This is a genomic window from Paenibacillus sp. J22P15, from assembly GCF_056269345.1.
The window spans coordinates 380,328-405,861 of sequence record NZ_JBWDNT010000003.1; the positions used below are offsets into that span (position 1 = coordinate 380,328).

Annotated in this window: 23 protein-coding genes and 1 tRNA gene; 16 read left to right on the top strand and 8 right to left on the bottom strand. The window is 45.4% G+C overall.

The window, feature by feature from the left end; genetic code table 11:
- Positions 1–3: 3 nt before the first annotated feature.
- The 3 genes from AC0YN6_RS10100 to AC0YN6_RS10110 are packed head-to-tail and all read right to left on the bottom strand — an operon-like array spanning position 4 to position 3,520.
- Entirely contained in the window at positions 4–1,095 is a 1,092-nt protein-coding gene (locus AC0YN6_RS10100) for a Ger(x)C family spore germination protein (RefSeq protein WP_475746651.1), read from the bottom strand.
- Positions 1,092–2,192: a GerAB/ArcD/ProY family transporter gene (locus AC0YN6_RS10105; protein ID WP_475746652.1), complete on the bottom strand. Its 1,101-nt coding sequence runs from the start codon at positions 2,190–2,192 to the stop codon at positions 1,092–1,094. The genes AC0YN6_RS10100 and AC0YN6_RS10105 overlap by 4 nt, the downstream gene beginning before the upstream one ends.
- Positions 2,189–3,520 (bottom strand): spore germination protein, encoded by a 1,332-nt coding sequence (locus tag AC0YN6_RS10110; protein ID WP_475746653.1) that lies wholly within the window; start codon positions 3,518–3,520, stop codon positions 2,189–2,191. The genes AC0YN6_RS10105 and AC0YN6_RS10110 overlap by 4 nt, the downstream gene beginning before the upstream one ends.
- 186 nt (positions 3,521–3,706) lie before the next feature.
- Between AC0YN6_RS10110 and AC0YN6_RS10115 the strand changes: the two genes are divergently transcribed.
- The 3 genes from AC0YN6_RS10115 to glpX all read left to right on the top strand — a co-directional run bounded on the left by AC0YN6_RS10115 (position 3,707) and on the right by glpX (position 6,709).
- Positions 3,707–4,453 carry a class I SAM-dependent methyltransferase gene (locus AC0YN6_RS10115; RefSeq protein WP_475746654.1) on the top strand — a complete coding sequence of 249 codons (747 nt, stop codon included), beginning with the start codon at positions 3,707–3,709 and terminating at the stop codon, positions 4,451–4,453.
- Positions 4,450–5,493, top strand: a complete 1,044-nt coding sequence (locus AC0YN6_RS10120; RefSeq protein ID WP_475746655.1) for an MBL fold metallo-hydrolase — start codon at positions 4,450–4,452, stop codon at positions 5,491–5,493. The genes AC0YN6_RS10115 and AC0YN6_RS10120 overlap by 4 nt, the downstream gene beginning before the upstream one ends.
- 244 nt (positions 5,494–5,737) lie before the next feature.
- Complete coding sequence (glpX, locus tag AC0YN6_RS10125; protein WP_475746656.1) at positions 5,738–6,709, top strand: class II fructose-bisphosphatase; 972 nt, start codon at positions 5,738–5,740, stop codon at positions 6,707–6,709.
- Between the two features lie 179 nt (positions 6,710–6,888).
- Here glpX and AC0YN6_RS10130 read toward each other — a convergent pair whose 3' ends face one another.
- Together AC0YN6_RS10130 and AC0YN6_RS10135 are read right to left on the bottom strand one after the other, a co-directional pair.
- Positions 6,889–7,569, bottom strand: coding sequence for a TIGR00266 family protein (locus AC0YN6_RS10130; protein ID WP_475746657.1), 681 nt, complete (start codon positions 7,567–7,569; stop codon positions 6,889–6,891).
- Positions 7,570–7,744: 175 nt separating this feature from the next.
- Complete coding sequence (locus AC0YN6_RS10135; protein ID WP_475746658.1) at positions 7,745–8,284, bottom strand: phosphatidylglycerophosphatase A family protein; 540 nt, start codon at positions 8,282–8,284, stop codon at positions 7,745–7,747.
- A gap of 131 nt (positions 8,285–8,415) precedes the next feature.
- Here AC0YN6_RS10135 and AC0YN6_RS10140 point away from each other — a divergent pair, with 131 nt between their 5' ends.
- From AC0YN6_RS10140 to rdgB, 3 genes are all read left to right on the top strand, one after another.
- Positions 8,416–9,474 (top strand): GerMN domain-containing protein, encoded by a 1,059-nt coding sequence (locus AC0YN6_RS10140; RefSeq protein WP_475746659.1) that lies wholly within the window; start codon positions 8,416–8,418, stop codon positions 9,472–9,474.
- A gap of 235 nt (positions 9,475–9,709) precedes the next feature.
- Positions 9,710–10,447: a ribonuclease PH gene (gene rph, locus AC0YN6_RS10145; RefSeq protein ID WP_475746660.1), complete on the top strand. Its 738-nt coding sequence runs from the start codon at positions 9,710–9,712 to the stop codon at positions 10,445–10,447.
- An 8-nt stretch (positions 10,448–10,455) separates the two neighbouring features.
- Complete coding sequence (gene rdgB / locus AC0YN6_RS10150) at positions 10,456–11,115, top strand: RdgB/HAM1 family non-canonical purine NTP pyrophosphatase (protein ID WP_475746661.1); 660 nt, start codon at positions 10,456–10,458, stop codon at positions 11,113–11,115.
- Positions 11,116–11,220: 105 nt separating this feature from the next.
- Here the strand turns inward: rdgB and asnB are convergent, their stop codons facing one another.
- Positions 11,221–13,065 (bottom strand): asparagine synthase (glutamine-hydrolyzing), encoded by a 1,845-nt coding sequence (gene asnB / locus AC0YN6_RS10155; protein WP_475746662.1) that lies wholly within the window; start codon positions 13,063–13,065, stop codon positions 11,221–11,223.
- A 96-nt stretch (positions 13,066–13,161) separates the two neighbouring features.
- Here asnB and AC0YN6_RS10160 point away from each other — a divergent pair, with 96 nt between their 5' ends.
- Both AC0YN6_RS10160 and AC0YN6_RS10165 read left to right on the top strand, forming a co-directional pair.
- The gene (locus AC0YN6_RS10160) at positions 13,162–13,539 is read left to right on the top strand and encodes a hypothetical protein (protein ID WP_475746663.1); all 378 of its coding nucleotides are present in this window, start codon (positions 13,162–13,164) and stop codon (positions 13,537–13,539) included.
- Positions 13,540–13,694: 155 nt separating this feature from the next.
- A complete protein-coding gene (locus AC0YN6_RS10165; RefSeq protein WP_475746664.1) occupies positions 13,695–14,303 on the top strand; it encodes a P-loop nucleotide/nucleoside kinase family protein in 609 nt (202 codons plus the stop codon).
- Positions 14,304–14,450: 147 nt separating this feature from the next.
- Here AC0YN6_RS10165 and AC0YN6_RS10170 read toward each other — a convergent pair.
- Positions 14,451–14,527: transfer RNA gene (locus AC0YN6_RS10170), tRNA-Arg, on the bottom strand.
- Positions 14,528–14,766: 239 nt separating this feature from the next.
- Between AC0YN6_RS10170 and AC0YN6_RS10175 the strand changes: the two genes are divergently transcribed.
- From AC0YN6_RS10175 to clpX, 4 genes are all read left to right on the top strand, one after another.
- The gene (locus AC0YN6_RS10175; RefSeq protein ID WP_475746665.1) at positions 14,767–15,672 is read left to right on the top strand and encodes a hypothetical protein; all 906 of its coding nucleotides are present in this window, start codon (positions 14,767–14,769) and stop codon (positions 15,670–15,672) included.
- Between the two features lie 89 nt (positions 15,673–15,761).
- On the top strand, positions 15,762–17,051 hold the full coding sequence (gene tig, locus AC0YN6_RS10180) for a trigger factor (RefSeq protein WP_475746666.1): 1,290 nt from the start codon (positions 15,762–15,764) through the stop codon (positions 17,049–17,051).
- Between the two features lie 229 nt (positions 17,052–17,280).
- On the top strand, positions 17,281–17,874 hold the full coding sequence (clpP, locus tag AC0YN6_RS10185; RefSeq protein ID WP_053374767.1) for an ATP-dependent Clp endopeptidase proteolytic subunit ClpP: 594 nt from the start codon (positions 17,281–17,283) through the stop codon (positions 17,872–17,874).
- A 16-nt stretch (positions 17,875–17,890) separates the two neighbouring features.
- On the top strand, positions 17,891–19,147 hold the full coding sequence (gene clpX / locus AC0YN6_RS10190) for an ATP-dependent protease ATP-binding subunit ClpX (protein ID WP_475746667.1): 1,257 nt from the start codon (positions 17,891–17,893) through the stop codon (positions 19,145–19,147).
- 8 nt (positions 19,148–19,155) lie between these two features.
- Here clpX and AC0YN6_RS10195 read toward each other — a convergent pair whose 3' ends face one another.
- Positions 19,156–19,329, bottom strand: a complete 174-nt coding sequence (locus tag AC0YN6_RS10195; RefSeq protein WP_475746668.1) for a hypothetical protein — start codon at positions 19,327–19,329, stop codon at positions 19,156–19,158.
- Between the two features lie 15 nt (positions 19,330–19,344).
- Here AC0YN6_RS10195 and ispG point away from each other — a divergent pair, with 15 nt between their 5' ends.
- The 4 genes from ispG (at position 19,345) to yihA (ending at position 25,400) form a co-directional block, all read left to right on the top strand.
- A complete protein-coding gene (gene ispG, locus AC0YN6_RS10200) occupies positions 19,345–20,454 on the top strand; it encodes a flavodoxin-dependent (E)-4-hydroxy-3-methylbut-2-enyl-diphosphate synthase (protein ID WP_475746669.1) in 1,110 nt (369 codons plus the stop codon).
- Positions 20,455–20,705: 251 nt separating this feature from the next.
- Positions 20,706–22,409 carry an ATP-dependent protease LonB gene (lonB, locus tag AC0YN6_RS10205; protein ID WP_475746670.1) on the top strand — a complete coding sequence of 568 codons (1,704 nt, stop codon included), beginning with the start codon at positions 20,706–20,708 and terminating at the stop codon, positions 22,407–22,409.
- 37 nt (positions 22,410–22,446) lie between these two features.
- Positions 22,447–24,816, top strand: coding sequence for an endopeptidase La (lon, locus tag AC0YN6_RS10210; protein ID WP_475746671.1), 2,370 nt, complete (start codon positions 22,447–22,449; stop codon positions 24,814–24,816).
- Positions 24,813–25,400, top strand: a complete 588-nt coding sequence (gene yihA, locus AC0YN6_RS10215) for a ribosome biogenesis GTP-binding protein YihA/YsxC (RefSeq protein ID WP_475746672.1) — start codon at positions 24,813–24,815, stop codon at positions 25,398–25,400. Before lon ends, yihA begins: the two co-directional genes overlap by 4 nt.
- Positions 25,401–25,534 lie beyond the last annotated feature (134 nt).

Here is a 25,534-nt window from a genome sequence, read left to right on the forward strand (position 1 = left end):
CTTTTATTTGATAATACCGGTACCTTCTATTTTGATATTGGAATTGACGATGAACTTAACATTGGGATAAATGGATTCCCATTCCTTCCATGCATCATTACCAGGATGGGTAGCGCGATAATACAGTCCAAATCCCATAGGGTCAACGTTAGCTTTTTGGATTTTTTTCAACAGAGCAATGCAGGATTTAGAATAGTCTGCATTCAAATCTTGCTCGATGGGTAACCAATCGTCTTCATAAAGTCCCTTAGGCGCCTCCTCGAAGACGACCTTCATATTGATATTAAAAGTGATCGTATCTTGACCATTCTGCTTGCTAAAACGAAAGGTTGAACTCATATTTGTGAGTGCAACGACGAGATCCATTCCTTCAAACATGCCATGCATGGAAGATTTCGTGAAATCTTCTGAAAGCTGATTGAAAAGTTGGGATTCCGCAGTTGTTAATATGAGTTTTATTTTCTTTTTATTCAGCAGTGCTGTTCGGTTGATAATAAAGCTTTCATGACCTCCTTTGATGATCACGGGCAAAATAGGATCAAGTCCTTCCTCTGTTGCGCGCCTAGCAAAGTCGGACAAAGATTCTACATACGTATAAGATGATTCGGTACCGTCAGCACCAAAGCTTAAAAACAGTGTGTTGCCGGGATACCGCTCTGATAAAGGCTTCACCTTGAGCAGCGTTTCAGCGTCTGGTTTACCTATCGCAATATCAGCGACACTTTGAATATCTCTTCTTCTTAACATCCATTGCAGTATTTCCTGATAATCTTGACGGGCGACTTTCTCACCAATCAGAAATACTTTGCAATGTCCGAAATCAAGCTCCTTATCGACATAGGACTTCAACATCCGAACGCCTTCTGCAACCGTTTTTGTTTCTAAAGTTTCGATTTGTGTCTTTGATGCACCCGGTTCGATCTTCGGAGAGGGTACAGCAAGCTGCACAGTAATACGATAAGGCTTGTTCTCATTCTCCGTAGTATCTATGCCAAGGGCCACAACAAAGAAGCGTTTATCGATATCTTTGAAGCCGCAGCCGCCGAGCAAACTAATCGTGGTAATGACCAAGATGATACGAAGGATGATGTTCATACGGTTTTAGCCCTCCTTCTACTTAGCACGAATACCGACATCACGATTAGGATTTCAACGAACATACGGATAATGAGCCAATACATTGTAAAGCTCATATTCATCTTTTCGTTTGTCAGCATGAGATACAATATAGTCATCAATGCAAAAATACCGACGATAACGAAGTTGGATCTCGGCGTTTTGAGACTATCGAACTCCGGCTTATTGTTTGGAAAGCAAGCTTTAATAAACTCCATCGCTTGATGCCAGCCGGACATTGTATAAACGAGAGTTAGAATCAAAAAAACAATGAGGAATAGAAACAATACTCGCTCAATAAAGCCGTATTGCATGAGTAGAGAATCCGCGGTTTGAACCCAAACGTAAATATATTGATTCACACCTTCGGTTCCGTGAAAGCCAATCGGCACAAAAAACGTAATCAATAAGATTACGAAACCGAAAAGCGGGTAAACAAAGCGGAACTTAAAACGGAAATTTGGCGGGAAGAGCCGATTAAACAAAGAGAGATTAATGTATCCGGTAAAAATAAAGGTAGAAGCCGCTATGCAGGTTAATGTAGGCATTTCAGTTATGTAATTGGCTACTACATGAATCGAATCCCAATTCAGCTGCGGGCTTCGTACCGCTTTAAACAATATAAATATAATGATCGGAGCATTTACAATCAAACTGATTTCAATGACGAACATGACAGACAGCGTCGTACGTGTAGCTGCATAACCGGAGGCGATGACCAGCATGGTCAAAATAATGACCGGGTCTGCGTCTGGGTTGAAAAAACGATTAATGAGTATGGCGTAGGCTACAATTACAATAGTCGTTGCAAACCACCACATCATTGAGAAAAATATCAACAGGATGGAAACGAGCCACTTCGGGAAATGCAGCTTTAATATTTCAGGCAAGCCCATTCCTGGATAACGGGCCATTGCGCTTGTATACATATAAACGAGTATCGTACCGATTATAGCACCTATCAGTATGGAGGATACTGCGCCGGTATACCGAAATTGAATTAATATATGCGGGACGTAGAGCATCAGGTTTATGAAGCTCGCGAGTATGAAATTGTAAAAAAAGTATCGATTCATTTTACTTTCACCTGCCCGACATCGCCTTCTAATGGCCTTAATTTTCCGAAAATACGCATATATGGTTTTCCAAAACTTCTTAGACTGCAGAGATATGCAAGATATATGAACATACCTACAGCGACGCCGGTGACGCCAAAGAAAATGGCGATGCAAATAAGCGGATACTTCAAGAAGCGAACAGCAAATGACAACGAGTTTACCGGGATAACAAAATTTGAAATCGCAACAACAGACGTTACAATAATCATAATGCTGCTAACAAGACCGGCTTGTTGTGCAGCTTGTCCGAGAATAAGGCCTCCGACGGTTGTAGCGGTGGAGCCGATGTAGCGTGGCAAGCGTATGCTGGCTTCAATAAGAGTCTCGATCATGAATAACATTATTATTACTTCAACGAATGAAGGATAAGGTACAGCAGATCGGCTGCCTGCAATCGAGAAAGCAAGCTGCACGCGAAACAGCTCCGGGTTGTAGGAGACGACTGAAATATAAAGAGCGGGCAAGGTAATCGTTAGCAGAGTTGATACGCACCTAAGGAAGATTATAAAACGAGTCATCCAGAAGGAGTCATAATCATCCTCCATTGCATGCATGAAATCAAAAAAGGTAGTAGGCAAAATAAGAGCGAACATATTTCCCTTTACGAGAATGATAATCTTTCCTTTAGATATCGCTTTGGTAATACGATCAGGACGTTCCGTGATTAGGACAGTTGGGAACAAATGCTTTCGGTTTCCGACCAAAAGTTTCTCCAGCTCGCCTGCGGAATGAATCATTTCTACATTAATCGTCGTTAATTTTGTACGTACGTTATCAAGCACGGTTGGATCTACCCGGCGCTGATCATATAAGGCTAAAACAGGTGTTTTGGATAAAAATCCGATCGTATGCTCTTCCACAGAAAGGTCCGGAGACGGATACATATTGCGGATCAGGTTGAGAGAAGTCTTTATATTTTCACTTAATGCGATCTGAGGACCTTGAATCGCACTTTCCACTTGTGTCTGAGTAGTTTCAATACATATGATGCGTTCTGCCTCGAACGCATAGATGATCTCTTCTACATGAATCAACACATTGCCGCGCAAAAGAAGCTCTTGCCATTGAGCAACATCCTCGATGATCTGGTATTCTGGATTTGTACCTAGTTGTTTTCTAAACGAATATTCCTCTTTTGTAAAAGGGACGATAATGAAATCACTTATTTTCTTTTCATCGCAAAGCGGGGAAATATAGGCGATTTCAATAGTCATTTCGCTGTTTTTTAAATGTTCTAGTTTGATATCGACCGATTCGGCAAATAACAAGCGAATACGTTCATTCATGCTGTTTCCTCCTTTGCCGCGTTTCTGATGAATAGATGAACTTATTGGATGGGCTTCCATAGTTTGCACATGAGACTAGAAATTATGCTTGTACGAATCTATTTTGCCAGTATGTTGGAATTCAAGTACAATTAAGCAATGTCAGTAATTAGCTAAGCGTATGATCTTATGAAGGAGAACAATATAATGAAACCTTGGTACGAACAAAGCTTCGGCTCCGACTATATGCTTGTTTATAAACATCGCGATTGGGAAAATGCAAATAAAGAGGCGGCTAAAATGATCGCTTGGCTGCAACTTACGGAGGGTGCTCAAGTACTGGATATAGGTTGTGGGATGGGCAGGCATGCGCTTGCTCTCGCGAGCTTGGGATATTCAGTAACAGGCATGGATTTATCAGATATAATGCTTGAAGAGGCGCATCGTAATGATGAAGATGGACTTGTAGAATGGGTGAGAGGTGACATGCGCGAGCTGCCGTTTGAAGCGGGAAGTTTTGACGCGACGGTCAATTTATTTACCTCTTTCGGGTATTTCATAGTTGAGGAAGAAAATGTAAACGTACTGAGGCATATTCGGAGAGTGCTGCGTCCAGATGGATCATTTATTATCGATTTCCTCAACCCTATTTATGTAGCTCAAACTTTAGTACCTCAATCGGAACGATTGGATGAGGAGACGGGGCTTCTTATTCAAGAGGCGCGTTCAATTACAAATGGCTGGGTTCAGAAGGGGATTTCAGTATCAAATCCGCTGGCTGAAGAGAAACCAAGGCGATATTTAGAACAAGTGCGCTTGTACAAGCTGGACTGGTTCGAACAAAACCTTGAAGCCAGCGGTCTTGAGTTAGAGAAGCTGTACGGTAATTACGATGGTTCGAAGTATGAGCCGGAAGTTTCTCCTCGAATGATTATGACAGGAAGGGCGAAATGACGATGTTTGAGCATAAGGAAGAGTCCAGCTTGTCGCAATCGCCAGCAGAGACTTGTATACATACAGTATCGTTACAAGAAGGATGGCTGCAGGTGAAGGTGCCTGTACCCTTCTCATTAAAATGGGTAAACAGTTATCTGATACCTGAAAGCCAAGGTTATACGCTCATTGATCCGGGCTTGCGGACGGATGAGGCGATTAAGGTATGGGAAATTGTTTTGCAGCATTATGGCTTGGAATGGAACGATATTTCTCGTGTTATTTTGACGCATCAGCATCCCGATCATTACGGACTGGCTGGTTACGTACAGGAGAGAAGCGGGGCGCCGGTCTTTATGTCGCGAAAGGCACATAGCTATGCGATAAGGTTATGGGGAGAGGGAAGTCAATTTTCTGAACAGCTGCAAGCCCTTTACGAGAAGCATGGCATGCCAATAGAGCAAAGAGAGGCTATTGCACTAAATCTAGAAACGTTTGTTGCCATGGTATCTCCACAACCGGCAATAACCTATTTCGAAGCAGGCGAACAGATGATGATCGGCGGGCTAAGCTGGCAATTAATTGATGCGCCAGGTCATGCGAACGGACAGCTCTGCTTCTATCAGAATGAGCGCAAATGGATGATATGCGGTGATCAGGTCATGCCTCATATTACCCCCAACGTCAGTATCGTGCCAGGAGAGGAAGGCGATCCGTTGGAAGCTTTCTTGAACAGTTTGCATGAGCTGGGACAATACGAGGTTAGATTGGCTTTCCCGGGACACCGCGATCCTTTTTCGGATTTTCAGGGCAGGATTGTGGAGCTTCTGCAGCATCATATCCGCAGACTAGACAGGATGGCTGGGATGCTTGCAGCAGAGCCGCGCACCGCTTATGGTATGTGCGAAGCTCTATTTGGCAATCGACTGAATGGAAATGCGCACCAACTTCGATTTGCAATGTCTGAAACGCTTGCTCATCTAGTGTATTTGGAGCGTAAAGCACGAATTTTGTCCACGGATAGAGAGGGAATCTATCATTATTCCGCGGCTGCGATTTAACGATCTGTTGATCAAGAGAGCGTACTTTTACAGGCATTCCTGTGAACGTATGCTCTTTTGTTGTTCTATTGCAGGATGCTATTCGCATAATAAAACCAACATTCCTAATAATGATGATTAAATGAAAGTGGATAAATATATATTGCGACATATATAAATATATGATACATATTATATAACGGAAACGACCTCAAATCGTGTGCTAATTACTTATTCCGTCATAAGAGGGTAAGGGAGACTGATTATGGAGAGAGAATTAGCATTAGAGCTTGTACGAGTAACGGAATTGGCTGCACTCGCATCTGCGCCTTGGATGGGAAGAGGCGACAAGAATAGTGCTGATGGAGCCGCAACATCAGCGATGCGCTCGATGTTTGATTCGGTCTCTATTCGGGGTACAGTCGTCATTGGTGAAGGGGAAATGGATGAAGCGCCGATGTTATACATTGGTGAGGAAGTAGGGAGCTTGAACGGACCTGAAGTGGATGTAGCGGTTGACCCGTTAGAAGGGACAGAAATTGTGGCCAAAGGGCTAAACAATGCGATGTCTGTACTCGCAGTTGCAGGCAAAGGACAGCTCCTGCATGCTCCTGATATGTACATGGAGAAGCTTGCTTTCGGTCCAGCACTCATTGGCAAGCTAACGATATCCGACCCTATGGATGTAACGCTTCGCAAAGCAGCAGACGCTTTAAATAAGAAGGTCTCTGATTTAACTGTTATGATTTTAGACAGGACGCGTCATGAGGCAATCGTCAAAGTGCTTCGACGGGTTGGCGTACGGATAAAGTTTTTGTCGGACGGTGACGTTGCTGGTGCAATGGCGCCTGCTTTTCCAGAGGCAGGCATTGATCTATATGTAGGCTCGGGCGGTGCGCCGGAGGGTGTGTTGGCCGCGGCAGCGTTAAAGTGTTTGGGGGGCGAGCTGCAAGCAAGGTTGATGCCGGCAGACAGCAGCGAGTACAATCGCTGTGTTCAAATGGGGATCGAAGACCCGTACCGCGTGCTTACGATGGAGGATATGATCGGAACTGGCGATGTTTATTTTGCTGCAACGGGTGTTACGCCAGGCGAGTTTTTGGGAGGAGTACAGTATTTTCCCGGCGAGAGAGCGGAGACGCAATCCATCGTGATGCGTGCGAAGACTAGAACGATCCGTTTCGTACGTGCCATGCACTATTTGCCGAATAAAACTTTTTTGAAAGAAAATATATAATACATCACAGGCTGTCCTTATCATTCGAAAAGATTGATAAGGGTTGTCTTTTTTTATGAGAAAGAATACCGGGATATCTCCAGCTAAATTTATGTAAATGACAGATAGAGGACATTTAGCTGGAAATACTCCCGCAAGAGTTCTAATTAAATTGGAATAAAGCTATGCAAGTATGGCTGTTAACTGCCGCCTGGTATAAACTTTTTCAACCAAGCTCCAAAGCTTGCCGGATTACGCGTTTGAATAAGTACGACACCTTCACCACGGAAGCGGCAAACGAGACCCTCGCCGCTCTTAATGCTGGATAGCCAGCCCTTCGAGGCTTTCTCAATCGTATAGTTCATATAACTTGGCCAAGCGACCAAATGTCCGTTATCAACGATAACCTCTTCGCCATGACTTAGGTTGAGCGCATGGATTGCACCATATGAGGAGAGAAACACAGTGCCTCTGCCGCTGATTTCTACAATAAAGAAACCTTCGCCTGACAACAATCCCTTGCCTAAGTTTTGCATTTTTGTGTTGACCTCTATACCGCTGGTGCCGGCCAAGAAACCATCTTTCTGAACATAAAGCTTATAAGAGCCGTCGAGTTCAATCGCTTCAATATCACCAAGAGAGGGCGGGGCAAGGAGGACTTCTCCTTGACCCCGATTCGCAGTCATTTCTTGGAAAAAGAACGTTTCCCCGCTCAGCATTCGTCCGAGTCCCCGCATTATGCCGCCGTCAGTCGTACCCTTCAGGTCAATGCTCGGAGACATGGACACCATAGCGCCCATTTCGGCTTTAACGCTCTCCCCCGGATTGAGCTTAACTTTCAGCATGGCAAATGCGCCTTTATACACAATATCATAATTCATGATTTAACCTCCTAAAGGTTTTGCGAAGCAAAATCCTACTTCGAAAGCATGAGCTTAGGTTTTGCGAAGCAAAATCCTACTTCGAAAGCATGAGCTTAGGTTTTGCGAAGCAAAATCCACTTCGAAAGCATGAGCTTAGGTTTTGCGAAGCAAAATCCTGCTACGAAAGCTCCGTCTAGTCGAGCGGCGGCTGTGTAACGCCTTCGCGCTCTGCTTGTTTGCGGTGAGCCATCCGGCTTGCGGCAGAGGCAGCGATGGCTCCAACGATATCGTCCAAGAACGTATGGATTTCTCCGTCTTTTTTATCGTTGAGCTTGACCAGAATCCCAGGCTTCAGCTTATCGACATAGCCGAAGTTCGTGAAGCCGATGCTTCCATACACATTTACAATGGACAATGCCAAAATTTCATCACATCCATATAGGCTCTCATCATGCTTGATCATATCCTGAAGCGGGGCCATCAACTTGCCTTCTTCAGCGAGAATATCAAGCTGTATACCAGTCAATACGGCATTTTGAACCTCACGCTTGGACAGAACAGCATCAATATGGACGATGCAATCCTCAGGCGTTAAGCCTGGAAAATAGTCTTTTTGCAAGAAATGCACGAGCTCGGCGATTGCCATCTTGGTTACTCCGCGTTTGACGAGCCATTCGTCTGTAGCTTCAGCCACTTTGCGGCTGTTTAAGCTGTAAATTTCGGGATTGGACATGTTTTTGTTCCCCCTTAGGATTTTGTGGACAAATTTGGTCTAAAAAAGGGAAGGGCTCGTATACATAGTACTACAAATAAGGAGTTGTACAAAGCCGGTAGGCAAAACTTGATTAGGGAGGAAAGGTCAATATGATTCAAAAAAGATGGATTAGGGGTGCTGTACTTTCGGGGGTTTTGGTGTTGCCCATACTTACTTCAGGCTGTGGTCTGTTTTCTCAGCAGACAAGCAAGTCAATTGATCCGCCACAGGTTGAAATCAAGGATGGAGTAGAAGGTGCAGAAACCGGACAGGCTGTTGGAACGGGCGAAGGCGAAGGAACACAGATGACTGTATACCTTGAAGACCATAACGGTTATCTCGCTCCAATCTCGCTCCAAACGACACTAGGCGCTAACGAAGCAGCTGCACAGAAGGCACTTGAGATTATGGTTGAGAATGGTGTATATGCGAATCAACTGCCAGAGGATTTCCGCGCGGTTATCCCGCAAGGCACTCAAATTAAATCGTATGAATATGATAAAGAGCAAAAGCTTGCTAAGGTAGAATTCTCAGAACCGTTCAGCGACTACAACCCGCAGGATGAGCGGACGATTGTCGAAGCGATCACTTGGACTTTGACGGCTATACCAGGAATTGAAGGTGTTGAGCTCTGGTACGAAGGTGCCAAGCTACCGGAAATGCCGCAGGACGGTTTCCCGCTTGATGACAAGCTGACACGTGCGGTTGGTATTAATATCGAAGCAGCTGAGGGTGTGAACTACGCGCAATCTACGCCAGTAACACTCTACTTCTCAGCACAAACATTAAATGACGAGCCATACTATGTTCCAGTTACACGACTTGTCGCTCGCTCAGAGTCAAAAGCACAAGCGGCGCTTGAGCAGCTGATTTCAGGACCGCTTAACAAAAAAGAGCTGATCAGCGTCATTTTACCGGACGTGCAAGTGAAAAACGTCGTGCAGGAAGGCAATGTAGTTACTGTAGATTTGCAGGATGAAACCTACCAGGAAGGTGAGAAGCTGCCGACTGAAATGCTTCAAGCTCTCGTTCTTTCAGTCACAGAAAATACGGGCGCAGAAACAGTTCAAATTAAATTGAACGGAGAAGCAAATGTCGTGGATGAGGCTGACAAATCCTACAGTGAGCCGGTAGGCAGACCACATCATGTCAATGCGATTAAGTCATAATAAATAGTGTATGTTCTAATGAAGAGGCTGTTCAAAAGCGATTGCTTTTGAATAGCCTCTTTTTGCTTCTTTCATGTATGATCTGCCCTCATTTCGTGACTTCCGATCTGTTTCTGTTTCTTTTTCATAAGCGGCGGATGCAATTCACAATTTACTTTGTTAAAATAGGAAAGATTGCAGAATGGGGTACATTTGTTTTCTAATCGTATAACGCAACATTCAGGAGGAAATTAACATGAGAAACGATGGTCGGCAACCGAACCAGCTTCGGCCGGTTACCATAACGACAGGTGTCAATAAATACGCAGAAGGATCGGTCCTCATTGAAGTTGGAGAGACGAAGGTTATTTGTACGGCGAGTGTAGAGGATAGAGTGCCTCCGTTTATGAAGGGACAAGGCAAGGGCTGGATTAATGCTGAATATGCGATGCTGCCCCGTGCAACACATACACGTAATATTCGTGAAGCAGCAAAAGGCAAGCTGACAGGACGGACGATGGAAATTCAACGCCTGATCGGTCGTGCATTGCGCTCGGTCGTAGATTTGCAAGCGCTGGGTGAGCGTACCATTACACTGGATTGTGACGTTATTCAAGCCGATGGCGGTACTCGTACAACATCCATTACTGGAGCATTTATCGCACTTTCTATCGCAATTAATAAAATTTCTGAGAAGGTTCAATTTGCCAAATACCCGATAACTGATTTTTTGGCGTCGGTAAGCGTTGGTGTTATTCAAGAGAAAGCGCTGCTTGATCTGAACTACGAAGAAGATTCAAAGGCAAAGGTCGATATGAACGTCGTTATGACGGGCAGCGGCAAGTTTGTTGAAGTGCAAGGAACGGGCGAAGAAGCACCATTTTCACGGGAAGAGCTTAATCAATTGTTGGCACTTGGCGAAGAGGGTATCTTGGAGCTGATCAGTAAGCAAAGGGATGTACTCGGTCCTTTGGCGGCGCGTATCGGAGGTTAGTATTTCAGATGAAACACAACCTTTTATCACATGATGTTATTGTCATTGCGACCAAAAATGCCGGCAAGGTGAAGGAGTTCGCGCATGCGCTCCAGAAGCTTGATAAAACCGTTGAAAGCCTCCTGGACTATCCAGAAATTCCAGATATCGTGGAAGACGGCGACACATTCGCCGCTAACGCACGTATCAAAGCAAAGACGGCGGGAGACGCGCTGGGTGTTCCTGTACTGGCTGATGACTCAGGCTTGCGTGTTGCAGCGCTGAATGGCGATCCGGGCGTCTATTCAGCTCGATATGCTGGCGAGGGTGCGACTGACGGGGACAACAATGCGAAGCTTATTCAAGAACTTAAGAAATTAAGTGTTTCTCTCGAACTAGAAGAGTTGGGGCAGCTGCCTGACGGCTCTCAATTGCTGAGCAAGTCGCAATTCGTATGTGCGCTCGCGCTGTACGATCCGGCAACCGGCATGTTTTTGGAAGCGGAAGGCACCGTGGATGGTATCATTACCGATATGCCTCATGGCAACGGCGGCTTCGGTTATGATCCGTTATTTTGGCTTCCGAGCTTGAACCTAGGAATGGCCGAGCTGACGAAGGAAGAGAAGCAGCAAATTAGCCATCGCGGTGATGCGCTGAGACAGCTGCTTCCGCTGCTAGAGCAAGCCTAATGAAATGAAAAATAAAGCAACCCCATCCACTTTCAGCCGATTAAAGCGGCTTCTGGTAGATGGGGTTGCTTTTTTTGATAACCAGCAGGCAAATTTTGAGTTGTATCAGCCTATGACCACTTTATATTGCTTTAGCCATAAATTCACTTGATACAAATAAGCGAACAGTTGCGGACCAGACATTAACTGACCGAACCAAGGCGTATTCGAGCTTGCAGATTCCGATTCGGTGAGCTCTCTGACCTTGGCTACATTGATTAATGGAAGGAGCGGTGAGCTAGGATCGTTCAGCACGTCAAGCAGCAGTCCTTTGACTGCGGCCAAATAGTTGGGATTATGCGTTTTTGGATATGGACTTTTTTTGCGAGTTAATACATCCTCAGGCAAGACGCCGCGCAGCGCCTTACGCAGTATCCCTTTTTCCCGATCGCCGGATGTTTTGATCTCCCAAGGGATGTTCCACACGTATTCTACTAACCGATGGTCACAGAATGGGACACGAACCTCTAACCCTGCTGCCATACTCATTCTATCCTTGCGGTCTAGAAGCGTTGGCATAAAGCGAGTGATGTTCAAATATGACATCTGACGCATCTTGCGGAGTTGTTCGGATTCTCCATCTAAATGAGGGACCTCCGCTATTGCTTGTGAATAACGGTCCCCAATGTAATCAAGCGGTTTAATCCATGCTGCGACATCAGGTGCAAGCAAATCAGCGCGCATAGCGGAAGCTAGCGACCAAGGAAAGGTATTTGAATTTAATGCTTCTTCACGATGAAACCAAGGATAGCCGCCAAAAATTTCATCGGCAGCCTCGCCAGATATAGCTACGGTTGCATCTTTTTTTATTTCGTGGCAAAAGAGCAGCAATGATGCATCTACATCGGCCATACCAGGAAGATCACGAGCGAGGGTAGCGGCATTTAAGGCCCCAATCAAATCTGGCGTATCAAATTGTATGGGGTGATGAATGGTGCCCAGATGTGTCGTCATTCTCTCGATCCATGGAGCATCACTATTTGGCTGGAAGACATGCGCTTTAAAATGTTTATCGTTGTCTGCGTAATCGACAGAGTACGTATGGACATTTCCTTGCCCGTTTTCGTTGTAATAATTGACGGCTAGCGTAGTTAACGCGCTGGAATCAAGGCCGCCGGAGAGCAAGGTGCATACAGGAACGTCGGAAACAAGCTGTCGCTCAACCGTATCCTTTAGGAGCTCGCTCACTTGTTCTGCTGTTTCTTCTATATTCTGTTCATGGGGCCCGCTCTCAAGCTGCCAGTACGTAATGGTCTTTACGCCTGCGTGATTGACCGTCATACAGCGGCCAGGCCGAAGCTCGCTAATTTGTTTATAAACACCGTGTCCTGGCGTGCGAGCGGGTCCAAGAATGAAGATTTCCGCAAGTCCTTCCGCGCCAACCTCTGGCTGCACAGCGGGGTGTGCCAGTATACTTTTTTGTTCGGAGCCAAAAATAAATAAACCGTCCTGTGTGCTATAGAACAGCGGTTTAACACCAAGTCGATCGCGCGCTAGAAACAGCTCCTGCTCGACCACATTCCATATTGCGAATGCAAATATCCCATTAAAACGTTCAACGCATGACTTGCCCCATTCCATAAAAGCAACTAGCAGCACTTCTGTGTCGCAGTTTGTCGTAAATGCTCTGCCTCTGCTCTCCAGCTCCTTGCGGAGCTCTAGTGCATTATACAATTCCCCGTTATAGACAACGACATATTTGTCATCGCCGGTATGGCGAATCATTGGTTGTGCTCCGTTCTCTGGATCAATGACGGATAAACGTCGATGTCCTAAAGCGCAATGAGCTGATATCCACGTACCGGAAGCGTCGGGACCGCGCGGTGCAAGGGTGTCAGTCATCTTCTCTAAGCTTTCACTTTGCTTAGTCAGATCACGGTTCCAGTCGATCCAGCCGGTAATTCCACACATCGATCTCATTCCTCTCTTTTACTGGTCTCAAAGTAGCGATAATATCAGTTATATGCAGAAAAAGGGATAAAATGTCTGTCCGACGGGGGATGCTAGATGTGTCTGTATAAAGTTAAGGATGCAGGAAGGAGTGTGGGATTGATGGTTGAGCAGGAAGCAGGCAGAGAGGAACGCAAGACATACTACGTATCGGTTCAAGCAGGACAAATACTAGAAGATCCGCAAGCAGCAGCTTACGAGCTTGAGATTATAATGAATGAGAATGAGCATACGAAGCTGAGGGAGCTGTTTGACGAGCTGTCCAGCGTGGATGAAGCGGAGATGTTTCATTTCTCGCACCATCCATTTGGCTCAGCAAGTGACGGCGAAATCAATGCAGGATACGATGGGTTGATCGAGCAAATCTATAGGCAGTTACATGAGTATGGAACGGATACGACGAAGCGTCATATCGAATCGATGCATATTCTGTAATCAGAACGATTAGAAGGCATCTTGCAATGAATAGGATGGTGCTTGCGCGTAATAGCTGCAGCAACATCCTTTTTCTTTTAAATAGGCAATAAATTCTACTATAAAGGAACAAAAGGTGATATACTTCTACAAAAAAATAGTGGAGGGTTATCCTTTTGCAAAAGTTAGTTTTTTTCGTCGGAGTAGCAGGCACAGGTAAGACAACGGTAGCTAGGAAGCTGGCTGCTCGCATTCCAGCAGCTTTTCTTGATCGTGATACAATTGGAGGTCGTTTTGTAGAGGCGATTTTGGAGCTTAATGGCCTTGACAAAAGAGATCGGGACTCGGACTACTACAAAAAACATTTGCGTGATTTAGAGTATGATACTGCTAAGGACGTATGTATCGAGAATCTAGCAGCAGGACAAAACGTGTTTATGATTTCACCATTTACAGCAGAACTGAAAAACAAGCAGTGGATCGAAGAGGTTGTTAAAGCAGCAGGTATAGCCATGGAAGAAGTAGATATTAAAGTTGTCGTTGTAACGCTGCAGGATATGGAGCTGCAGAAAAATCGAATCGTTGGTCGTCAAACGGAACGTGACCAGTGGAAGCTGGATAACTGGGGAGACTTCGAGAAGCGAATTGAATTTGTACCGCAAATAAACTGGGACATCCCAAGTACCTCAGTCCTCGTTTTTGATAATAGTGGAGAGCTTACTGAAGAGAAGTCAGAGCAATTATTTCAATTCGTTAATGAGAAACAAGCATCCTTCTCGGCATAATGTTGTTTTATTACGGTTAAATATATAAAGGCGAGGAATTAGAAAAAAAGGCTGACCTTGTTGGTAATAACCGGGGTTAGCCTTTTTGTGCTTTATGAGAAGAAAATAAAAAATCCGCCTCGAAAGGCGGAGTTAATGGAAAAGATATGGCGTCCCGGAAGAGATTCGAACTCCCGACCGACGCCTTAGAAGGGCGTTGCTCTATCCAGCTGAGCTACCGGGACACAAGAAATAATATAGCACACATATCTGGTATATTGCAAGCCCTTTTTTGTTTTTTTATTCTTTTTATTATAAAATACGATTTATGAGTTGTCGGAATACTACATTTGTTTTTTCTTTTGACTGTACATGGTATAATCGTACGCAAGATTGTCCGAATGAACAAAAGGCGTGACCATAAGGCGGTGTTATCATTACAACTCCCAATGACACACAAGGCGACAACAAGGATAACGTTTACTTGTTCCCTAGCATGCTGGACCATTATCAGGTACAGTTAACCCGTATGCTGGAAGCGGAACAATACGGGGAGGCCAAGGAGTTGCTGCGCTTTTTGCTGCAATGCCAGGGCGAGGATGCTCGCCATTATGAAGAGTGGGATAGCCTATTGACTTGGCTTGACATGGCTTTTCCTGGAGAAGGTAATGATGCAGAAGGTTTGGGTTTCCATTTGGCCAAACAAGATAAGGAAGAGGATGAAGCGACTATACGCGAGCAGCTTCTTAATCCTCCTGATCAAGATGAAGCTTATGTGAACCAGGTAATCTACATCATGCAAAATCATCCGATGATCGATCAGCAGATACTTGCCCTTGAGCGCGCTGCTTATATTCAAGCGCCAGAAATGGATGAGTCTATAAAGAATTGGTTGATGACCGAGCAGGTTCACCCGGTTGTTCAGTTTAAGGCATTGCAGTGCTTGCGTAAACGTGGAGCTGCAGGAACACTTACACTGGAGAGATTGGGGGAAACTGTAGAGCTTGATCTCGAAGTCACGCCTCTTTCTATGGATGAATTCCCTTCGCCGATTAATCGGATTTTGGAGCGGACAGAGCAGGTTGTCGAGGTCGATGATCCCACATTGCCGCATTTTGCAAGAGAGCTTTGGAAGGAAAGTTTACAGTTTTTGTATGGTACCGCTGCTTATCATTGGATGCTGAGAGAAGACGAGGATACGGTAGATTATTTTGCAGCTGCGCTGAATTTAACGCTGCATCTTACGGTTTACGGCTCGGCAAACGATGACGATATTCGTGATACATACGGCATTACTGAAGAATTAAGGTTCCGTTATGAGCAAGCGTGCAAAGCGTTAAGACAGGTTGCTGTACTGCAGCAATCGGGAGATGACGAACCAGAGTCTTGATAATCTGGCCCAGCTTGTTTATAATAGAATGGTTTATGAAACGTGATAACTACTGATGCTATGAGCATTTTCGGAGGGGAAGGCATAAAATGAAAGCAACTTGGGAAAAAATAGACAAGAACATCGTGTCGATCGACGTGGAGGTAGGGGCGGAGAAAGTCACTGTTGCTCTTGATCAAGCATTTAAGAAAGTCGTTCAAAAAGTAAACGTACCTGGATTCCGTAAAGGTAAAGTGCCGCGCGGCATTTTTGAATCCCGTTTTGGTATTGAGAGTCTGTACCAGGATGCAATTGACATTCTGTTGCCAGATGCTTATTCCGATGCAATTAAAGAACATAGTCTTGAGCCGGTTGACCGTCCTGAGATTGATGTTGAGCAATTCGCGAAAGGCGAAACGTTCAAGTTCAAAGCAAAAGTTATCGTTAAGCCAGAAGTAACACTTGGCGATTACAAAGGCTTGGAAGTTGAAGCGGTAGTAGCTGAAGTTACAGAAGAAGAAATCGCAGCTGAACTTGAGCGTTTGCAACAGCGTCATGCTGAGCTTTCCGTTGTTGAAGAAGGCGCTGCACTAAACGGCGACATCACAGTTATCGACTTCGACGGTTATGTTGACGGTGAAGCATTCGAAGGCGGAGCAAGCGAGCGTTATTCGCTAGAGCTTGGTTCAAACTCCTTTATTCCTGGATTCGAAGAGCAAGTAGTTGGCATGCAAATCGGCGATTTCAAGGATGTTGAAGTGAACTTCCCTGAGAGCTACCACGCTGAGCACCTTGCAGGCAAACCTGCTGTGTTCAAAGTGAAGCTTCATGAAATCAAACGCAAAAACTTGCCTGCTCTAGATGATGAGTTTGCAAAAGACGTAAGCGAGTTCGATACGCTTGAAGAGTACAAGCAAGATCTCGTTAGCAAACTAAAAGAGCGTAAAGACCAAGAAAGCGAGCAAGCTCGCGAAGTAGCGGTTGTTGATAAAGCTACTGCAGCAGCAGACGTTGAAATTCCTGAGCCGATGATCGTTTCTGAAACAGATTTCATGATCAAGGATTTCGAAAACCGCCTAAAAATGCAAGGTATGAACATGGATCTTTACTTCCAATTCTCTGGTCAAAACGAATCTGTTCTTCGTGAGCAAATGCGTGGAGATGCTGAGAAGCGCGTTCGTAACAACCTTGTTCTTGATGCAATCGCAAAAGCTGAAAGCATCGTTTCAAATGAAGATGATTTGAACGAAGAGCTTGAGAAGCTGTCCAAACAATACAACCGTCCTTCTGAAGAGCTTCGCGAGATTTTCGTGAAAAACGGAAATCTTAACAACTTGCAAGAGGATATCGTTCTTCGCAAAACAATTAAGTTCTTGCTAGATAACAGCAAAACTGTTTAATAGCCACATACGAATAATTGAATAAACGATTGACTCAGGATAAGGCACGTCATTGGTACGTGCCTTATTTTGACCCTACATATGGAAAAAAAGCTTGTTTTGGAGGATAACCTCCATACATATCGAACGGCCGGCGTCGTATACTGTATTATTGGAAAAATGACATCAATACGACGACGTGTTACAATAAGTAAGTAACCAAAGTCATAAACGAAAAGAGGTTGGTCGCATGAATCTAGTACCGATCGTAGTCGAACAAACGAATCGCGGGGAACGTTCTTACGATATTTACTCCCGTTTGCTGAAGGACCGGATCATTTTTCTTGGGAGCGCAATCGATGATGATGTAGCAAACTCCATCATTGCACAGCTGCTGTTTCTGGCGGCCGACGACCCAGAGAAAGACATTCATCTGTACATTAACTCTCCTGGCGGTTCCGTGACTGCGGGAATGGGTATTTTTGATACGATGCAATATATTAAGCCTGAAGTGTCCACGATTTGTATGGGCATGGCAGCAAGCATGGGTTCGCTACTTCTTACAGCGGGCGCGAAGGGCAAGCGTTTTGCGCTTCCTAATGCTGAGGTTATGATTCATCAACCGCTCGGCGGCGTACGCGGTCAAGCGTCTGATATCAAAATCCATGCGGATTGGATTTTGAAAACAAAACAAAAGCTAAATCAAATTTACGTAGACCGCACCGGACAGCCTTATGAGAAAATCGACCGAGATACCGACCGTGACAATTTCATGAGCGCGGAAGAGGCCCTTGCCTACGGTTTGATTGACAAGGTGATTACAGCACCGGTATCGACGATTTAATCGAAGGGGTGATAACATGTTTAAATTCAACGACGAAAAAGGCCAGTTGAAATGTTCTTTCTGCGGCAAGTCGCAGGATCAAGTACGTAAATTGGTTGCCGGTCCTGGCGTCTATATATGCGATGAGTGTATCGAACTCTGTACCGAAATTGTTGAGGAAGAACTCGGCAATGAGGAAGAGCTTGATCTTAAAGATATTCCGAAACCGAAAGATATTCGGGCTATTCTGGATTCTTATGTCATCGGTCAAGAGTTTGCGAAAAAATCGTTGTCTGTAGCGGTATATAACCACTACAAACGGATTAATTCAGGAAGCAAGATCGAAGACGTAGAGCTGCAAAAGAGTAATATTTTGCTGCTGGGTCCTACGGGCTCAGGAAAAACGTTGCTAGCTCAAACGATGGCTAAAATTTTGAATGTTCCATTTGCTATAGCAGATGCAACTTCGCTGACAGAAGCAGGTTATGTCGGTGAGGACGTTGAGAACATTTTGCTCAAGCTCATTCAGGCAGCCGACTATGATGTGGAAAAAGCGGAACGCGGCATTATTTATATCGATGAGATCGATAAAGTAGCTCGCAAATCGGAAAACCCATCTATTACGCGTGATGTTTCTGGCGAGGGCGTACAACAAGCGCTGCTTAAAATACTAGAAGGTACAGTTGCTTCCGTTCCTCCGCAAGGTGGACGTAAGCATCCGCATCAAGAGTTCATTCAAATCGATACAACGAACATTTTGTTCATTTGCGGCGGTGCGTTCGATGGCCTCGAGTCATTGATCAAACGTCGTATCGGTAAGAAAGTAATTGGCTTTAGCTCTGCGGGCGAATTGCAGAAGGATTTGAAAGCTGGCGAATACCTCACGATGGTATTGCCGGAGGATCTGCTGAAATTCGGACTTATTCCGGAGTTTGTAGGTCGTCTTCCGATCATTTCAACTCTTGAACCGCTTGATGAGCCTGCACTCGTTCGGATTCTTTCCGAGCCGAAGAATGCGCTTGTGAAGCAGTATCAGAAGCTGCTTGAGATGGACAATGTGAAGCTTGATTTCGAACCAGCGGCACTAGATGCCATTGCCAAAGAAGCGATCAAGCGCAACACAGGCGCTCGCGGCTTGCGTGCGATTATCGAGAGCATTATGCTAGAAGTTATGTATGAGGTGCCATCACGTGATGACCTAAGTACATGTCTAATAACGGAACAAACTGTTCAAGAGAAAATCATGCCTGAGCTAACGTCCAAGAAGAACAAGAAAAAGGAAGAAAGCGCGTAAGTTAGCGTTCAAATATAAGTGGCTATAAGTTCATGCTCATAGCTAAGCTTATATATCACCGCGAAACGAGCTGTTGCCGCTATAATGGATGGCAGCAGCTGGTTTCGCTTGACTACCGTCATTGTTTCCACCCAGCCGCGTGGCTTAGAGCCGCCAGTCAAAGGGTGGACTTTGCCGTTCATGGGAGAGATAACCTTATGTACTTACGTCAAGATACGGTACCGGTTAAAGTCGGCAATCTAACGATTGGCGGCAGTAACGAAGTGATTATTCAAAGTATGTGCACGACTAAGACTGCTGATGTGGAAGCAACGGTAGCTGAGATATTAGGCCTTGAAGAAGCAGGGTGCCAGCTTGTACGGGTTACTGTCAACAACAAGGAAGCAGCAGAAGCTATCAAAGAGATTAAGAAACGCATTCATATTCCGCTCGTTGCGGATATTCATTTTGACTACCGTTTGGCATTGCTTGCTATCGAGAACGGCATCGATAAGGTACGGATTAATCCGGGCAATATCGGTCGCAGAGAACGTATCGAAGAAGTTGTGAAGGCCTGTAAGGCAAAAGGGATTCCTATTCGAATCGGCGTTAACGCGGGTTCGTTGGAGAATCATTTGCTAGAAAAGTACGGTTATCCGACGCCGGAAGCGATGGTAGAGAGTGCGCTGTTCCATATCGGTATTTTGGAAGAGCTTGATTTCCACGATATTATCGTTTCACTCAAAGCGTCTGATGTCCCAATGGCAATCGCTGCATACTCGATGGCGGCTAAAGTCATCAAGTATCCGCTTCACTTAGGCATTACAGAAGCTGGAACGCTTCATACAGGTACGATTAAGAGTTCAGCAGGTATTGGTGCGCTGCTTGCACTAGGCATCGGTAATACCTTGCGTATCAGCCTTAGCGCCGATACGGTTGAAGAGGTGAAAGTAGCTCGTGAGCTGCTTAAAACCTTCGGACTGATTACGAATGCAGCTACACTCGTATCATGCCCGACATGCGGTCGACTGGATATTGATCTGTTCTCTATCGCAAATGAGGTAGAAGATTATATTTCGAAGATTAAAGTACCAATCAAAGTTTCTGTGCTTGGCTGTGCTGTAAATGGTCCGGGCGAGGCTCGCGAGGCGGATATCGGTATCGCAGGGGCAAGAGGCGAGGGAATGCTGTTCCGTTATGGAGAGCTGATCCGCAAAGTTCCTGAAGCTGAACTGCTATCCGAGCTAAAAAAGGAAATTGACGAAATTGTACGCGTGTTTGAAGCGACTGGTGAAATACCTGGACGCAAGCATCATACCCCAGCATAATATAATTGATAAAGAGGCTTATTTACGTCAGCTAATGACGTGAGTAAGCCTTTTTTGGTTGTTTTGAGCAGAGGAACGGAATGCAAGTATGAGAAATGCTTGTGAAAAATAACAATAATTACGGTTATTACCACATCGTAGAGGCAATACTATCATATACGCATGCTTATTACGAAGGGGGATCTTCGTTCTAGTCAATTTCACTATTTCATTGGCTTCAGCCGTTTACGCTTGAAAGGAGCGGATTAGTAATGAGTTTAAGTATTGTATTAATGTTGATTCAAGTGTTTTTTGCTGTTGTAATCGGCTTGTATTTCTGGAATTTGCTTCGCAATCAGAAGACGAACCGCTCAGCCGTTGATCGAGAATCACGGAAGGAAATGGACAAGCTGAGGAAGCTAAGGAGCGTATCTCTTACAAAGCCTCTATCGGAGAAGACAAGGCCGCAAGCGATGCAGGACATCGTTGGACAGCGGGACGGTCTGCGTGCCTTAAAAGCGGCGCTGTGCAGCGCTAACCCGCAGCATGTTATTATCTATGGTCCTCCAGGCGTCGGGAAGACTGCTGCGGCACGTGTCGTGCTGGAGGAAGCGAAGAAAAACCCTTCCTCGCCGTTTTTACCTGAAGCTAAATTTACTGAGATTGATGCAACAACTGCAAGGTTTGATGAGCGTGGAATAGCTGATCCATTAATTGGATCCGTTCATGACCCTATTTATCAGGGAGCAGGCGCCATGGGCGTAGCGGGCATCCCGCAGCCTAAGCCAGGTGCTGTTACGAAAGCCCATGGCGGAATTCTGTTTATCGATGAAATAGGAGAATTACATCCGATTCAAATGAATAAATTGTTAAAAGTGCTAGAAGATCGTAAAGTGTTTCTAGAGAGCGCGTATTATAATTCGGAGGATTCGAATATACCGGTGTATATTCATGATATTTTCCAAAATGGTCTGCCTGCTGATTTCCGTCTAGTTGGTGCTACAACACGTTCTCCGCAGGAAATTCCACCTGCCATTCGTTCACGCTGTATGGAGGTGTTCTTTCGGCCGCTGCTTGCAGATGAAATTGGGCTGGTAGCAGAAAATGCTGTGAAGAAAATTGGCTTCGCACCTTGTCCTGAAGCGATAGATGTTGTTAAGCGGTATGCAACTAACGGACGAGAAGCCGTTAACGTTATACAGCTGGCTGCAGGTGTGGCACTTTCGGAGAAAAGGGACACGATCGCAGCAGGCGACATTGAATGGGTTGTGAACAGCAGCCAAATTCCGCCGCGTCCTGATCGTAAGGTGCCTGAGGCGCCGCAAATCGGCTTCGTGAACGGCCTGGCTGTGTATGGACCGAATATGGGAACGCTGCTCGAAATCGAAGTGAGCGCGATTCCTGCGGCTGCTGGTAAAGGTTTGTTTACGATTACTGGTGTCGTTGACGAAGAAGAGCTTGGCGGCGGTTCACGTACACTTAGAAGAAAAAGCATGGCCAAAGGTTCTGTAGAAAATGTAATTACTGTACTGAGAAGAATCGGGTTGAATCCGCAGGATTTTGACTTGCACATTAACTTCCCGGGAGGTACACCCATCGACGGCCCGTCTGCCGGTATCGCGATGGCAACAGCCATTACATCAGCGATAAAAGGGTTGCCGATCGATAATATGCTGGCTATGACTGGTGAAGTTGGCATTCATGGGAACGTAAAGCCAGTCGGCGGCGTATTAGCTAAGGTTGAAGCGGCCTTCCAAGCTGGTGCGAAAACGGTCGTTATTCCGAGAGAGAACTGGCAAGCAATTTTTGCTGATTTGGAAGGTCTAAAGGTCATCCCTGTCGAAAAGGTGGAAGAAGTGTTCAAAATCGTGTTTCCAGATGCGGAAGTATCCCCTGTGCGGGTTGAAGCGCCGTTTGGAACCGATCTTTTTATCGCTTCAGCTGTTCCGTATTTGCAGGCTGATTCCGTAGAATGATAAACTAGGGTAGACGTTAACATTTGGAGGTGCTGGTGTGGGACCTAGTAAATCGAAAGGTCGTCGGCTGCCCTTGCTTCCGCTTAGAGGGCTACTCGTATATCCCAGCATGGTGCTTCACCTTGATGTGGGTAGGGATAAATCGGTTCGAGCATTAGAACGCTCGATGGTCGAAGATCATATGATATTGCTTTGTTCACAGTCTGAAGTGAACATTGAGGAGCCGACGGAGGAAGATATTTATAAAGTTGGCACTATCGCAAAGGTAAGGCAAATGCTGAAATTGCCTAACGGCACGATCCGTGTGCTGGTGGAAGGTGTTTCGCGTGCAGAGATTTTGGACTATTTGCCAAATGACGAGTTTTATGAGGTATCCGTAAAAGAATTGCCAGAGCAGGAGACGGATGATCCTGAAGTAGATGCGCTCATGCGCTCTGTCTTAAATCAGTTTGAGCATTATATTTCATTATCAAAAAAAGTTACACCAGAAACATACGCGGCGGTATCTGATATTGATGATCCGGGCCGCCTAGCGGATGTTATTACAAGCCATCTTTCGCTGAAGATCAAGGATAAGCAGGATATCCTTGAAACGGTTGATGTTGGTGAACGACTGGAGAAGCTGCTCGACATCTTGAACAATGAACGCGAGGTGCTTGAACTCGAGCGTAAAATCAACCAACGCGTCAAGAAGCAGATGGAAAAAACGCAGAAGGAATATTATTTGCGTGAGCAAATGAAGGCGATCCAGAAGGAGCTTGGTGAGAAAGAAGGCCGCGCGGGAGAGGTCGAGGAGCTGCGTGCGCAGCTCGCCGAAGCTGGCGTGCCTGATTTGGTGAAAGAGAAGATCGAGAAGGAAATCGACCGACTCGAGAAAATGCCATCGACCTCAGCTGAAGGCGGTGTCATTCGCAATTATATCGACTGGCTGCTTTCATTGCCGTGGAACAAAACGACCGATGATGATTTGAGCTTAAGCAAAGCAGAAGCGATTCTTAATGATGACCATTACGGTCTAGAGAAGCCGAAAGAGCGTGTGCTTGAATATTTGGCAGTCCAGCAGCTCGTCAAGCAACTGAAGGGGCCAATCCTTTGCTTGGTAGGTCCGCCAGGTGTGGGAAAAACCTCGCTTGCTCGTTCAATTGCCAAATCGCTTGGACGTAAGTTTGTTCGTATCTCGCTTGGCGGTGTACGCGATGAAGCTGAAATCCGCGGTCACCGTCGTACCTATGTAGGCGCAATGCCAGGCAGAATCATTCAAGGGATGAAGACAGCAGGCTCTTCAAATCCTGTATTTTTGTTAGATGAAATTGACAAAATGGCGATGGACTTCCGCGGTGATCCAGCTTCTGCGCTTCTTGAAGTGTTAGATCCGGAACAAAATAACACGTTCAGTGATCATTTTGTAGAGGTGCCATTTGATTTATCGAACGTAATGTTCGTAACAACCGCTAATGCGATGCACAACATCCCACGTCCGCTTCTCGATCGGATGGAGGTATTGTACATTCCTGGTTATACCGAGCTCGAAAAACTGCAAATCGGTACACGTTACTTATTTCCGAAGCAGAAAAAAGAACACGGCTTAACGGAGGAACAGCTCATTATTACTGAAGAGGTGTTGCTGCAGCTGATTAGGGAGTACACTAGGGAGTCTGGCGTTCGTAATTTAGAGCAGCAGATCGCAGCTGTTTGCCGTAAGGCTGCCAAGCACTTTGTTTCGAAAGAGCAGACGGAATCCGTTGAGCCCTTTGAAGTTACTAGCGAGCAGCTTAAGGAATGGCTAGGGCCTTCCAAGTTCCGCTACGGACTTGCGGAGATCGAAGATCAGATCGGAGCGGTTACGGGTCTTGCATGGACTGAGGTAGGCGGCGATACACTTGTTATCGAAGTAACGGTGATGCAGGGTAGCGGAAAGCTAACGTTAACTGGTAAACTAGGGGATGTCATGAAGGAATCTGCTCAAGCGGCTTTCAGCTATACGCGCTCGAAAGCGATTGAGCTTGGTATTGATCCAACCTTCCATGAGAAAAACGATATTCATATTCATATTCCAGAGGGTGCTATACCTAAGGATGGACCATCGGCTGGAATTACGATTGCAACAGCGCTTATTTCGGCTCTTACAGGCCGCTATGTAAACAAAGAAGTGGCGATGACTGGCGAAATCACGCTAAGAGGCCGTGTGCTTCCGATTGGCGGTTTAAAGGAAAAATCGCTCGCAGCACATAGGGCAGGTATTCGCAAAATATTGTTGCCGAAAGAAAATGAACGGGATTTAAGGGATATTCCCGATAGCGTACGTCATGATATGCAATTTTTTCCTGTCAGTCATATGGACGAAGTGCTGCAGCATGCGTTGCTTCCGGTTCAAACGGAAGAGAAAGCAGGTACAACGATTTTATGAAAATTACACAAGCAGAATTCATCATCAGCGCAGTAAAACCACATCAATACCCAGAGGACGCCTTGCCAGAGATAGCTCTGGCAGGGCGTTCGAATGTCGGAAAATCTTCATTGATCAATAAACTTATTTTACGTAAAAACTTAGCTAGAACGAGCTCGCAGCCAGGGAAAACACAGCAGCTTAATTACTACCGTGTTAATGACCTTATTTATTTGGTTGATTTTCCGGGGTATGGCTACGCTAAGGTTTCGAAGACGCAGCGCGTACAGTTTGGCGAAATGATTGAGCGTTATATTCGTGACCGTGAGCCGCTAAAGCTCCAGCTGCTAGTCATTGATATTCGTCATGAGCCGTCGGAGCAGGATCAGCAAATGTATAAGTGGTTGAAGCACTATGAAATCCCAACTTGTATCGTAGCTACTAAGGCGGACAAGATTCCGAAGTCGAAATGGGACAAGCATATCAAAATGATCAAAAAAACGCTTGAGGTTGATCCGAACGATCCCGTTGTATTATTTTCCTCTGAACTAGGTCTAGGCCGCGAGCAGCTATGGGACATAATAACCGAAGCGATTGCTACATAAGGTAGCAAGTGCAGCAAGTTATTATATAAATCAGAGGATTTAGTGAAAAAGTCAGCATTCCTCGTGAAATCTACCGTTATTTTGTGGAATATGCGAGAATATCGGGGATGAACCGCAGGAATAAAATGTTCAGA